This window comes from Bacillus sp. FSL K6-1284, from assembly GCF_038002625.1.
In the GTDB taxonomy this organism is placed as follows: Bacteria; Bacillota; Bacilli; order Bacillales; family Bacillaceae; genus Bacillus; species Bacillus paralicheniformis.
Window position 1 is genome coordinate 63,669 of the sequence record NZ_JBBOCW010000001.1, and the last position, 13,639, is coordinate 77,307.

Here is a 13,639-nt window from a genome sequence, read left to right on the forward strand (position 1 = left end):
GAGGCAGGGTTTTGCTTAAGGGAGGATATAGAATAATGCTTGTGTTTGCAGGATTGGGCAATCCGGGTAAAACATATGAAAATACGAGACATAATGTAGGATTTATGACGATCGATGAGCTTTCAAAAGAGTGGAACATTCCGCTTGATAAAACAAAGTTCAACGGTCAATACGGAATCGGATTTGTTTCCGGCAAAAAGGTTCTACTTGTTAAGCCGCTTACATATATGAATTTATCGGGAGAATGTTTGAGGCCGCTTTTGGACTATTATGAGATCCCTGTTGACAATTTGAAAGTGATTTACGATGACTTGGATCTTCCGACCGGAAGAATCCGTCTGAGGACGAAAGGAAGCGCAGGAGGCCATAACGGCATCAAATCGATGATTCAGCATCTGGGAACAACTGAGTTTAACCGGATCAGAATCGGAATCGGCCGTCCGGTCAACGGCATGAAAATCGTCGATTATGTGCTTGGCGCTTTTACAGATGAAGAAGAGCCGGTGATACAAGAGGCCGTCAGACAATCGGCCAAGGCCTGTGAAGCTTCTCTGGAAAAACCTTTTTTAGAAGTCATGAATGAATTTAATGCTAAGGTATAAGGCAGAAGGGAACGGAACATACTAGTTTTAAAAAGACTCGGTATGGAGGTTCCTTTATGGCTTTACATTATTATTGCCGGCATTGCGGCGTTAAAGTCGGAAGTCTTGATCATTCTTATGTAAACAGTGAACAGTTAGGCTTTAACCACTTAACAAACGATGAAAGAAACGATATGATTTCTTATATGGATAATGGGGATTTACACGTGAAGACGATATGTGAAGATTGTCAAGAAGCGCTTGAGCGAAACCCGGATTATCACCAATATCATTCGTTTATTCAATAAATAGCTTTGGTGTAGAGACTAGACCAAAGCATTTTTCTATTTGAGGAAGAGAGGAGGGGCTCATTTGAACAATATTCAATCCTATATCACAAAAAGCGATGATTTTAAATCCATCGTCAACGGCTTGAACGAAGGGCTGAAGGAACAGCTGCTTGCGGGGCTCTCCGGATCTGCCCGGTCGTTATTTACAGCCGCTCTTACAAAAGAAACGAGACGGCCGGTATTTTTAATTACGCATAACCTTTATCAGGCTCAAAAAATTACAGATGACTTGACAGGGCTGATAAAAGATCAGCCTGTCCTATTATATCCTGTCAACGAATTGATTTCTTCTGAAATTGCGGTGGCAAGCCCTGAGCTGCGCTCGCAAAGGCTTGATGTCTTAAATCGGCTTGCAAGCGGTGAAACGCCTATCGTTATTGCTCCGGCAGCAGCCGTCAGAAGAATGCTGCCCCCTGTCGAAGTATGGCAAAACAGTCAGATTCGCATTGAGACGGGGCGCGACATCGACCCGGAACAGCTGCTTCAGAAGCTTGTTCAAATGGGGTATGAGCGTACGGATATGGTGGCGGCTCCAGGCGAATTCAGTATTCGCGGGGGGATTATCGATGTCTATTCATTGACCGAAGAAAACCCTGTCCGGATTGAATTGTTTGATACAGAAGTTGACTCGATTCGTATATTCAATACGGATGATCAGCGCTCACTGGAAACGCGCGATGAAGTAACGATCGGCCCTGCGAAGGAACTGATCGTGCGGGATGAAGATCGGCAAAGAGCGCTTGAACAAATCGATAAAGGTCTTGCCAACAGTCTTAAAAAGCTGAAGCTTGATAAACAAAAGGAAATTCTCGATCAAAATATAGCGGAAGATAAAGAGCGGCTCAAGGAAGGTCATATCGGCCAGGAAATGGTTAAATACCTTTCTTATTTCTATGAGAGGCCTGCTAGTTTACTAGATTATTTCCCGAAAAATACTTTGCTGATACTAGATGAGATCAGCCGTATTCATGAAATGGAAGACCAGCTTCAAAAGGAAGAGGCAGAATGGATTACGAGCCTGCTGGAAGAAGGGAAAATCCTTCATGATACAGCAATGTCATTTCCTTTTCACAGCCTCATTTCAAAACAGTCCCGCCCGATTTTGTATTACTCGCTGTTTTTAAGGCATGTGCAGCACACCAGTCCGCAAAACATCGTCAATGTTTCAAGCAAGCAAATGCAGAGCTTTCACGGACAAATGAATGTGCTCAAAAATGAGATTGAACGGTTTAAGAAATCGAAATATACAACGGTTTTTCTAGGGGACAGCAAAGAACGCGTCGAAAAACTTGCGTCTGTATTGTCCGATTATGAGATCGAAGCCGCCCAGGCCGACCAGGATGCAGCGCTTGCCCAAGGCCAGATTTACATTATGGAAGGCGGTCTTCAATCCGGCTTTGAACTTCCGATGATCAAGCTGGCCGTCATTACCGAAGAAGAACTGTTTAAAAAGCGTGTCAAAAAGCAGGCGCGCAAACAAAAACTGACCAATGCCGAACGGATCAAAAGCTACTCGGAGCTTCAGATCGGCGATTATGTCGTCCATGTGAACCACGGTATCGGAAAGTATTTAGGGATTGAAACGCTGGAGATCAACGGCATTCATAAGGATTACCTGAATATTCACTACCAGGGAAGCGACAAGCTTTACGTACCGGTTGACCAAATTGATCAGGTGCAAAAATACGTCGGTTCCGAAGGCAAAGAGCCGAAGCTTTATAAACTCGGGGGAAGCGAATGGAAACGGGTTAAGAAAAAGGTTGAAAGCTCTGTCCAGGATATCGCCGATGACTTGATCAAGCTTTATGCCGAAAGGGAAGCAAGCAAAGGTTACGCGTTTTCTCCCGACCATGAAATGCAGCGTGAGTTTGAAGCCGCATTTCCTTATCAGGAGACAGAGGACCAGCTGAGATCGATCCATGAGATTAAAAGAGACATGGAAAAAGAAAGACCGATGGATCGGCTCCTTTGCGGCGATGTGGGCTACGGCAAAACGGAAGTGGCGATCCGCGCCGCCTTTAAAGCGATTGCAGACGGAAAACAGGTCGCGATCCTCGTGCCGACTACGATCCTCGCACAGCAGCACTATGAAACGATATTGGAACGTTTCCAGGACTACCCGATTAATATCGGTTTGCTCAGCCGGTTCCGGACGAGAAAAGAAGCAAATGAAACGATCAAGGGCTTAAAAAACGGAACGATTGACATCGTAATCGGCACTCACAGGCTGTTGTCCAAGGATGTCGTGTACAAAGATCTTGGACTGCTTATCATCGATGAAGAACAAAGGTTTGGTGTCACGCACAAGGAAAAAATTAAACGCATTAAAGCGAATGTCGACGTTTTGACGTTAACGGCAACTCCGATACCTCGAACCCTTCATATGTCCATGCTCGGTGTCAGAGATTTGTCAGTCATTGAAACGCCTCCGGAAAACCGCTTCCCTGTACAGACGTACGTTGTCGAATACAACGGGGCCCTAGTCAGAGAAGCGATAGAACGCGAGCTGGCCAGGGGCGGTCAGGTTTACTTCTTGTACAACCGGGTGGAGGATATTGAAAGAAAAGCGGAAGAAATCTCGATGCTTGTGCCTGATGCCAAGGTGACGTATGCCCATGGGAAGATGACAGAAAACGAACTCGAATCGGTCATGCTGAATTTCTTAGAGGGAGAATCGGATGTGCTCGTCAGCACAACGATTATTGAAACGGGCGTTGATATTCCAAACGTCAATACCCTAATTGTATTTGACGCAGATAAGATGGGGCTTTCCCAGCTGTACCAGCTGAGGGGCCGTGTCGGGCGCTCAAACCGTGTAGCTTACGCTTACTTTACGTACCGGAAGGACAAAGTCCTTACGGAAGTGGCCGAAAAAAGGCTTCAGGCGATTAAAGAATTTACAGAACTCGGGTCAGGATTTAAAATCGCGATGCGCGATTTAACGATCCGCGGCGCCGGAAACCTTTTAGGTGCGCAGCAGCACGGGTTCATTGATTCTGTCGGTTTTGATTTATATTCGCAAATGCTCAAGGAAGCAATAGAAGCTCGCAAGGGAGATGTACCGCAAGCTGAAAAATTTGAACCGGAAATCGATTTGGAGCTTGACGCATATATTCCGCAGACTTATGTGACAGACGGCAAGCAAAAAATAGATATGTATAAACGGTTCAGAGCGATTTCAACCATTGAAGAAAAGAGCGAGCTTCAAGACGAGATGATCGACCGCTTCGGCGAATACCCGAAAGAAGTCGAATATTTATTCGCCATCGCAGAGGCGAAGGTATATGCCATCACCGAACGCGTCGAGCTGATCAAGCAGGATAAAGACGCCGTCAGACTGACGATTGACGAAAAAGCTAGTGCCGAAATAGACGGCCAAAAACTGTTTGAACTCGGCAGTAAGTACGGCAGACAGATCGGCCTCGGGATGGAAGGAAAGAAATTGAAAATTTCGATTCAAGTGAAAAACCGAAATCCGGAAGAGTGGCTGGAAACGCTTCTCGAAATATTGAAAGGCCTTCAAAACGTTAAAAAGCAAACGATCGCTTCATCATAAAAATTTGTTGTTTCTCGCGTATATTACATTTGATGTGAAGGATACTAAAACCAATCAAGAGTGGAGAGTGTTACATAAGTACACAGCTCTGTTTATATCCACCAGATATATCATCAAATGAAAGAGAGGCAGCAGAGATGAAAGCAACTGGTATCGTACGTCGAATTGATGATTTAGGCCGGGTCGTGATCCCGAAGGAAATCCGCAGAACTTTGCGCATTCGTGAAGGAGACCCTTTGGAAATATTTGTGGACCGGGATGGGGAGGTTATTTTAAAAAAATATTCTCCGATCAGCGAGCTCGGCGACTTTGCAAAGGAGTATGCTGATGCGCTTTATGACAGCATGGGCCATTCCGTGCTGATTTGCGACCGGGATGTGTATATCGCAGTATCCGGGGGGTCTAAAAAAGACTATTTAAACAAATCGATCAGCGACATGGTCGAAAAGGCGATGGATCAGCGAAATTCTGTTTTGGAAGGAGACGCCAAGACAATTCAGCTTATTGATGGTATTGACGAAGAGGTTGCTTCTTATACCGTCGGTCCGATTGTTGCAAACGGCGATCCGATCGGAGCGGTTGTCATTTTTTCGAAAGACCAGTCAATCGGAGAAGTGGAACATAAAGCGGTTGAAACCGCCGCTGGTTTTTTGGCCCGTCAAATGGAACAATAGGTCTCATTCCTTTTATTTTGACATTCCTGCTCGAACGAGCTGGAATGCCGAAAGCGTTTTTCTCAGCTTGAATCAGCATCAGCAGTTGGAACAGCACCTTTTGGGCTGTTCTTTTTTAGTTCACAGTTGCAGGCGGGGTATGAGTCTTGAATATGGTATAATAAGCACGTTTCGTGCGCTTTTTAGAAAGCTGAGAGAAAGCGCATTGGAAGGAGCTTAAAGGAATGGGGTTTTTAAAAGGCCAAAGACAATGGATTTGGCAAGGCGCCTTTGTTTTATCATTGGCGGGGATATTATCAAAGATATTAAGCGCTGTATATAGAGTGCCTTTTCAAAATATAGTTGGAGATGTCGGTTTTTATATTTTTCAGCAGGTGTATCCGATGATCGGAATATCTGTGATGCTTGCCACCTCCGGGTTCCCGGTCATCATTTCAAAGTTGTTGAATGATTACGGGACGGCAAACCGGGCAAAAATTCTCCGGGTGTCTATGTTTTTTTTGTCGGTCGTGGGCCTTGGCTTTTTTCTTCTCTTGTTTGCCGGAGCCGAAGCCATCGCAGGGTTTATGGGTGATCCCGCCCTTGCCGGGGTGATCCGCGCCGTGTCGTTTTCTTATTTGCTGCTGCCGCTCGTGTCTTTGCTTAGAGGCTATTTTCAAGGAGGCGAACGGATGCTTCCGACGGCACTTTCTCAAATTGGAGAGCAGACACTCCGGGTCGGGGCGATCCTCATTTTGACGTGGTGGCTCGTCAAAAACGGCTTTTCCTTATATGACGCCGGGGCAGGGGCTGCCTTTGGCTCCCTTGTCGGCGGCCTTGCGGCGTTTTTCATTCTCGCCGTGTTTTGGGCCAAGCGTGAAAAGCAACCCGCTGCCGCCGGGATAGAGGCCGGTACAGGCGATATTTTGAAACAGCTGTGTCTGTACTCGGTTACGATTTGCACGGCCGGCCTCATGCTGATTCTCATCCAGCTCGTCGACGCAATGAACTTGTATTCATTGCTGGCCGGACAAGGAATGGACGAACTTCAGGCGAAACATACAAAAGGGGTGTATGACAGAGGACAGCCGCTTTTGCAGCTTGGAACCGTTTTTGCTGCGAGCATTGCGACAGCTCTTGTCCCGTCCCTTACAAAAGCGAAGAAAAATGGAGAAACGGCGGTTCTGGAGGAAAAGATCCGTTATTCGCTAAAAATGAGCTTCGTCATCGGCACTGGAGCAGCCGCCGGTCTGATATGCATTTTGGAGCCGGTGAATGTCATGCTGTTTAAGAACAGCGATGGAACGGCTGCGCTGCAGATTTTCAGCGTGTCGATTCTGTTTGCATCGTTGGCGATCACGATGACTGCTGTTTTGCAAGGACTCGGCAATACATGTCTTCCAGCTGTTTCCGTCTGCTGCGGCTTTTTTGTGAAAGCCGTATTGAACGAGTTCCTGATCCCCGGTTTCGGCATTTCCGGCGCCGCTTTTGCGACTATGATGTCATTCGCTGCTGTCGCTGGACTCAATTTTTTTCAGCTGAAAAGGAAAGGCTGGATCAAGTTGCCGGAATACAGGATAGCGGGAGTTTTGCTGTCGGCTGTGATCATGTCGGCCGCTCTGGCGGTGTGGCTTTTTGCTTTTGAAGCGGCCATACCTCATGAAAACAGATGGATCGCGGCGGCGGAAAGTCTTAGCGCCGTATTCGTCGGCGGCATTGTCTTTTTGTCCGGTATCTTCACATTACGCGTGTTTTCAGAAAAAGAACTTGAGCTTGTACCTTTTGGCAGCAAGCTCCTGACATTAAAACGAGAAAGGGGCGGCAGGCATGGCCGGTAAAATCACGGTAGTCGGCCTGGGGGCAGGCGATATGAATCAATTAACCCTCGGTGTATATAAACGGCTCACACAAGCGGAGGTTCTTTATGTCAGGACGAAAGACCATCCGTTAATAGAAGACCTGAAAAAAGAAATAGCTGAGATTCATTTTTTTGATGAGGTCTATGAAAAGCATGATCAATTCGAAGATGTTTACGAGGAGATCGTAGAGCGGCTGTTTGAGGAGGCGAAGCAGCGCGATGTGCTCTATGCCGTTCCGGGCCATCCGTTCGTCGCTGAAAAAACGGTTCAGCTTTTGCTTGAGAGGCGGGGCGCTCATCAGGCCGATGTCGTTGTCGAGGGAGGCCACAGCTTTATTGATGCGACATTAAATGCTTTGCAGATCGATCCGATTGACGGGTTTCAGTTTGTCGACGCCGTCCGGTTTTCCGCTGACGAAGTCGAGCTCCGTCATCATTTGATTATTTGCCAGGTATATGATCAAATGACGGCATCAGAGGTCAAACTGACGTTGATGGAAAAGCTCCCTGATGACTATGAAGTCGTCATTGTCACAGCGGCCGGAAGCAGTATGCAAGACATTCGGACAGTGCCTCTTTACGAATTGGACAGAAGTGTCGGTATCAATAATTTAACGAGCGTCTACGTTCCGCCGGTCAAAGACGAGGAGGTTCTGTACAAGGAATTTTCGATGTTCCGCAGCGTCATCAGGAAGCTGCGCGGACCGGACGGCTGCCCGTGGGATCGGAAACAAACCCATGAATCGCTCAAAAAATACTTAATTGAAGAATGCTATGAGGTGCTCGAGGCGATTGATGAAGAAGATCCCGACCACCTTGTTGAGGAGCTCGGCGATGTGATGCTCCAAGTTCTGCTGCATGCGCAGATCGGCGAGGATGACGGTCTTTTTACAATTGACGATGTGATTCGCGGCATTACGGCAAAAATGATCAGAAGGCATCCGCATGTCTTCGGAGAAGTATCTGTTCGTGATGAGGCCGACGTCATGGTAAACTGGGAAGAGATCAAGAAACAGGAGAAACAAGCGGACGATCCATCCCTTCTCGACGACATTCCAAAGCCGCTGCCTGCTTTGTCAAAAGCGAACAAGCTTCAGAAAAAGGCGGCAAAGACCGGATTCGACTGGTCGAATGTCCAGGATATTTGGGATAAAGTTCACGAGGAAATGAAAGAATTTTCTTCAGAAATTTCCGAAGCCGAACAGTCCAGCAAAAAAATGAAAGAAGAGTTCGGCGACCTTTTATTCGCTCTCGTCAACATCGGCCGGTTTTATAAAATTGAACCGGAAGAAGCCCTTGCGATGACAAATGCCAAGTTTTACAGAAGGTTCACGCATATTGAACAATCTGCAAAGCGCATGGGCAAGGATCTGGAAAGTATGACGCTTGAAGAAATGGACGAATTGTGGAATGAAGCGAAAGACATTGAAAGGAGCTGACAAGTGATGAGACTCGACAAATTTCTCAAAGTATCAAGGCTGATTAAAAGACGGACGCTTGCAAAAGAAGTGGCTGACCAGGGAAGAATTTCGATCAATGGCCAGCAGGCGAAAGCAAGCTCTGTTGTCAAAGCGGGAGACGAGCTTGCGGTGCGTTTTGGCCAAAAGCTTGTAACCGTCAAAGTCAATGAATTGAAGGATACGACAAAAAAAGAAGAAGCCGCTGATATGTATACCGTTCTCAAAGAAGAGAAGCTGGGAGGAGAATAGGCTTGTTCTAAAAAAATCCCCCGTCTCATACAATGCAGTATCGAATCTTTAGTATGAGGATATGGGGGATGAATCGATGAATGTATATTATGATCAGCACAACCCTTCCGGCGGGGCATCTGGTCCTGAACATAATGTGACGATGAAGGGCCGCAAGCTGCTGGATATATCCGGTGTCAAACAGGTCGAGAGCTTTGACAATGAGGAATTCTTACTTGAGACGGTCATGGGCATGCTGGCAGTCAGAGGCGAAAACCTGCAGATGAAGAATCTCGATGTGGAAAAAGGCGTTGTCTCCATCAAGGGAAGAGTGCTTGATCTCGTCTATTTGGATGAGCAGCAGGGGGAGAAAGCTAAAGGATTTTTTAGCAAGTTGTTTAAATGACGCTGACCACTCAGTTCTATACGATGCTGGCCATGGCCGGAATGGGGGCATGGCTTGGCGCTTCCCTTGACACCTACACCCGTTTTGTCGTTCGCTCAAAAACAGCAAGGTGGCTGTTGTTTCTCCATGACTTTTTGTTTTGGGTGGTACAAGGTCTCCTTTTTTTCTATGTTTTGCTGAGCGTGAATGAAGGGGAATTCCGAATTTATATCTTTCTGGCGGTCATGCTTGGATTTGCCGCTTATCAAAGCCTTTTTAAGCAGATCTATATCAAGCTTTTGGAATGGATGATTTCCTTTTTCATATTCATCTCCAGGCTGGTCTCAAAGATGATGCAGATGATGGTGTTTCGGCCTGTTGTATGGACGTTTCAAGCTATTTTTGCCATCATTCTTTTTACAATGAGAAATATCTATGTTCTTTTTCGTTTTTTTGCGGTATGTTTATATAAGATATTAAAATTTGCAGGATATCCGATTTATTTTATACTATATCAATGCTGCAGGCTTCTTCCCGCCCCGGTTCGGGGATTGTTGAGACGCTTTTTGCAAAAAGGAGCAGGATTTTTCGAAAAGGGGAAGAAACTATTCATAACCATTAAGGCAAAACTTTTAAAAAAATGAGGGGAGGCCGTCTGGAATGAATGATCCCACGAGACGCAACATATCGCAAATACAGAACGAATACAAAGAGCAGATGGAGCGAAAACAGCAGCAGCTGAAAAGAAAAAGACGCGGTCTATACAGACGGTTGATGGTTTTCGGCGCCGTTGTGCTGCTGTCGGCGATTGTGATTGTCAGTTCGCTTTGGTCGCAGACTTCGGATATCAGCGCGAAGCAAGAGAAGAAAGAAGACCTTTTGAAACAATTGGAACAACTGGAAGCAAAAAAATCGGATTTGAAAGATGAGATTGTGAAATTAAAGGATGAGGACTACGTTGCAGAGCTTGCCAGAAAGGATTATTACCTCTCAAAAGATGGCGAAATCATCTTCAAGTTTGAAGATAAGAGCAAGTAGCCTTGTTGACACTTAATTTTTTCTTTATGTATAATTAAACAAATGATCTTTTTTAAGTCTAAGGAGGAGCACTTTTTTTATGTCGATTGAAGTTGGCAGCAAGTTGCAAGGGAAAGTAACAGGTATTACAAATTTTGGAGCGTTTGTTGAACTGCCTGAAGGATCAACAGGTCTTGTTCATATTAGCGAAGTAGCCGATAACTACGTGAAGGACATTAATGATCATCTGAAGGTTGGTGATCAAGTAGAAGTTAAAGTCATCAATGTTGAGAAAGATGGGAAAATCGGCTTGTCGATCAAAAAGGCTGTAGACCGTCCTCAATCATCAAGACCTGCGAGACCTAAAAATGATTTCCGCTCTAAAGAAACGTTTGAACAGAAAATGAATAAGTTTTTAAAAGACAGTGAAGATCGCTTATCGTCTCTAAAACGCAACACGGAATCAAAACGTGGAGGGCGCGGAGCAAGAAGAGGTTAACTTGCTGCTTTCTATATATACGAAAGGCATTCGTCTTATCCCAACGGATGCCTTTTTATTGTCTTATAAAATTTTTATTAAAATTTCTATTGACGGATAGGACAATCCTTTGTATTATAGAACTTGTGCGTTAAAAGAAATCAACAACATGGCGGTGTAGCTCAGCTGGCTAGAGCGTACGGTTCATACCCGTGAGGTCGGGGGTTCGATCCCCTCCGCCGCTACTTATATGAAGGCCCGTTGGTCAAGTGGTTAAGACACCGCCCTTTCACGGCGGTAACACGGGTTCGAATCCCGTACGGGTCATTCCGGAAACCGGCTTCTTCTGAAGCCGGTTTTTTTGCTGCATAAAAATACGCAAAATAACGGGAATGGACTCGACTTATCAAGAGTGATTGAAGCATGCTACAAAAAGCGTCGAACAGTTCTTTAAATTCATTACCTTCTTTTGACAAAATCCTATTTCATCTTTCGTTATAATGGCAAGCAACGAATAAACGAGTGGGAGATGAGAGCATGGAAAAAGCGGAAAGAAGAGTGAACAGCCCAATAGCTGGACCTGTTGTTCAAAAATTGTATTCATGGATTGGCAGCACGACGAAGCTTGTAATGCAGCATTTATATTCCCTCTTTTTTTATAAAGGGCTGATCTATATGATCATCGGTTTTTTATTGGGACGAGCCTTCATTCTGTCAGAGGTCATTCCCTTTGCTCTTCCATTTTTCGGAGCGATGCTTTTAATTAAAAAAGATAAAGCTTTTCTTGCATGCCTGGCACTTCTTGCCGGGGCTCTGAGCATATCGCCTCAGCATTCGCTGTTCGTGCTTGCGGCTCTGTTTGCATTTGCGATATGTTCCAAAATGACGTCTCTTATTATAAAAGACCGCGTCAGAACGCTGCCTGTCGTCGTCTTTTTAGCGATGGCTGTGACAAGATGCGGATTCGTATATGCTGAATACGGAACGGTTTCGGGTTATCACTATATTATGGCTTTTGTTGAAGCCGGGTTATCGTTTATCCTCACACTGATTTTTTTGCAAAGCCTGCCGATTGTTACATCAAAGCGGGCGAAACAGTCGCTGAAAATTGAAGAGATCATTTGTTTTATGATTTTAATCGCTTCTGTTCTCACAGGTTTGACAGGCGTTTCTTTTCAAGGCATGCAGGCTGAACTGATATTGGCCCGTTATGTCGTGCTCGCTTTCGCGTTCATCGGGGGCGCGAGCATCGGCTGTACAGTCGGTGTTGTGACCGGGCTGATCCTCAGCCTTTCAAATATCGGCAATTTATATCAGATGAGCCTGCTGGCTTTTTCAGGCCTTCTCGGCGGTTTGTTAAAAGAAGGAAAAAAGTTCGGTGCTGCGGTCGGCTTATTGATCGGATCTCTATTGATTTCTCTGTACGGAGAAGGTTCAGCTGAACTTGTGCCGACGCTTTATGAATCACTGATTGCAATCGGTCTGTTCCTTTTAACCCCTCAGTCGATTACGAAAAAAGTGGCTAAGTATATACCGGGAACGACTGAACACGCTCAGGAACAGCAGCAATATGCAAGAAAAATCCGCGATGTCACCGCGCAGAAGGTCGATCAGTTTTCGAGTGTTTTTCACGCATTATCCGAAAGCTTCGCTACCTTTTATCATTCGGTTCCAGATGATGAAGGAAAAGAAAAAGAGATCGATCTGTTTTTGAGCACTGTAACAGAACACTCCTGCCAGTCCTGTTATAAGAAAAACAAGTGCTGGGTTCAGAACTTTGATAAAACATATGACTTGATGAAACGAGTTATGCAGGAAACAGAAGAAAAGCAATATTTTAAAAACCGCAAGCTGAAAAAGGAGTTTCATCAGCACTGCTCCAAATCAAAGCAAGTAGAAGCGCTGATGGAAGACGAGCTGTCTCATTTTAGGGCAAACCAGACATTAAAACAAAAGGTGCATGACAGCAGGCGTCTCGTCGCAGAGCAGCTGCTCGGGGTTTCTCAGGTTATGGCGGACTTTTCTCGGGAAATAAAAAGGGAGAGGGAGCAGCATTTTATTCAAGAAGAACAAATTCGGGATGCGCTGCAGCATTTCGGCATTGAAATTCAACAAGTCGAAATTTACAGCCTAGAGCAGGGAAATATCGATATCGAAATGAGTATCCCGTATTGCAACGGCCACGGGGAGTGTGAAAAAATCATCGCTCCGATGCTGTCCGATATTTTGGAAGAACAAATTATCGTCAAAGCGGAACAGTGCGCCGGCCATCCGAATGGATATTGTCATGTTGCTTTCGGTTCGGCGAAGTCATACAGGGTGGTGACGGGAGCCGCACATGCAGCAAAAGGAGGAGGGCTTGTCTCCGGCGACAGCTACAATATGATGGAGCTCGGCACCGGCAAATATGCGGCCGCCATCAGCGATGGTATGGGAAATGGCGCAAGGGCCCATTTTGAAAGCAATGAGACGATCAAGCTGTTGGAAAAGATTCTTCAGTCGGGCATCGACGAAAAAGTGGCGATTAAAACGATCAACAGCATTCTTTCATTAAGGACGACAGATGAAATATATTCGACATTGGATTTATCGGTCATCGATCTTCAGGATGCGAGCTGCAAGTTTTTGAAAATCGGCTCCACCCCGAGCTTTATTAAAAGAGGCGATCAGATTATCAAAGTGCAGGCCAGCAATCTGCCGATCGGCATCATTACAGAATTCGATGTTGATGTAGTCAGCGAGCAATTAAAAGCGGGAGACCTTTTGATCATGATGAGCGACGGAATCTTTGAAGGGCCTAGACATGTTGAAAATCATGATCTGTGGATGAAGCGTAAATTGAAATCTCTGAAAACCGAGGAGCCGCAGGAAATCGCCGACTTGATCATGGAAGAAGTGATTCGGACAAGGTCGGGTCTGATTGAGGACGATATGACGGTGATTGTTATCAAGCTGGACCATAATACGCCAAAGTGGGCCTCCATTCCGGCGCCGTCTTTTTTCCAAAAGAATCAAGAGATTTCTTAGCCTTCGTATAAATCAAATTTCTTCTGGCGATGATGGAACTAAATCA

At 45.5% G+C, this 13,639-nt stretch carries 12 protein-coding genes and 2 tRNA genes; all 14 read left to right on the plus strand.

Translation table 11 applies throughout. From position 1 onward, the window contains the following. The first annotated feature begins 35 nt into the window (after positions 1-35). Complete coding sequence (gene pth / locus MHB72_RS00345; protein ID WP_020449811.1) at positions 36-602, plus strand: aminoacyl-tRNA hydrolase; 567 nt, start codon at positions 36-38, stop codon at positions 600-602. A 56-nt stretch (positions 603-658) separates the two neighbouring features. Next, the gene (locus tag MHB72_RS00350) at positions 659-889 is read left to right on the plus strand and encodes an anti-sigma-F factor Fin family protein (protein ID WP_003178210.1); all 231 of its coding nucleotides are present in this window, start codon (positions 659-661) and stop codon (positions 887-889) included. 64 nt (positions 890-953) lie between these two features. Continuing rightward, on the plus strand, positions 954-4,487 hold the full coding sequence (gene mfd, locus MHB72_RS00355; RefSeq protein WP_025809571.1) for a transcription-repair coupling factor: 3,534 nt from the start codon (positions 954-956) through the stop codon (positions 4,485-4,487). 137 nt (positions 4,488-4,624) lie between these two features. Continuing rightward, positions 4,625-5,161 (plus strand): stage V sporulation protein T, encoded by a 537-nt coding sequence (gene spoVT, locus MHB72_RS00360; protein WP_020449813.1) that lies wholly within the window; start codon positions 4,625-4,627, stop codon positions 5,159-5,161. Between the two features lie 224 nt (positions 5,162-5,385). Continuing rightward, a complete protein-coding gene (locus MHB72_RS00365; protein WP_216922108.1) occupies positions 5,386-6,978 on the plus strand; it encodes a putative polysaccharide biosynthesis protein in 1,593 nt (530 codons plus the stop codon). After that, entirely contained in the window at positions 6,968-8,437 is a 1,470-nt protein-coding gene (gene mazG, locus MHB72_RS00370) for a nucleoside triphosphate pyrophosphohydrolase (RefSeq protein WP_026578996.1), read from the plus strand. Before MHB72_RS00365 ends, mazG begins: the two co-directional genes overlap by 11 nt. Positions 8,438-8,443: 6 nt before the next feature. Continuing rightward, complete coding sequence (locus tag MHB72_RS00375; RefSeq protein WP_003178218.1) at positions 8,444-8,707, plus strand: RNA-binding S4 domain-containing protein; 264 nt, start codon at positions 8,444-8,446, stop codon at positions 8,705-8,707. Positions 8,708-8,783: 76 nt separating this feature from the next. Continuing rightward, positions 8,784-9,092, plus strand: a complete 309-nt coding sequence (yabP, locus tag MHB72_RS00380) for a sporulation protein YabP (protein WP_011197470.1) — start codon at positions 8,784-8,786, stop codon at positions 9,090-9,092. Beyond that, positions 9,089-9,715, plus strand: coding sequence for a spore cortex biosynthesis protein YabQ (yabQ, locus tag MHB72_RS00385; RefSeq protein ID WP_020449817.1), 627 nt, complete (start codon positions 9,089-9,091; stop codon positions 9,713-9,715). The genes yabP and yabQ overlap by 4 nt, the downstream gene beginning before the upstream one ends. Positions 9,716-9,731: 16 nt before the next feature. Beyond that, positions 9,732-10,109, plus strand: a complete 378-nt coding sequence (locus tag MHB72_RS00390) for an FtsB family cell division protein (RefSeq protein ID WP_025809568.1) — start codon at positions 9,732-9,734, stop codon at positions 10,107-10,109. A 79-nt stretch (positions 10,110-10,188) separates the two neighbouring features. Beyond that, a complete protein-coding gene (locus MHB72_RS00395; protein WP_216922111.1) occupies positions 10,189-10,587 on the plus strand; it encodes a S1 domain-containing RNA-binding protein in 399 nt (132 codons plus the stop codon). Between the two features lie 150 nt (positions 10,588-10,737). Further along, positions 10,738-10,811 (plus strand) — tRNA-Met (locus MHB72_RS00400). Positions 10,812-10,821: 10 nt separating this feature from the next. Beyond that, positions 10,822-10,893: transfer RNA gene (locus MHB72_RS00405), tRNA-Glu, on the plus strand. Positions 10,894-11,103: 210 nt separating this feature from the next. After that, a complete protein-coding gene (gene spoIIE / locus MHB72_RS00410; protein WP_020449819.1) occupies positions 11,104-13,593 on the plus strand; it encodes a stage II sporulation protein E in 2,490 nt (829 codons plus the stop codon). The last annotated feature ends 46 nt before the right edge of the window (positions 13,594-13,639 follow it).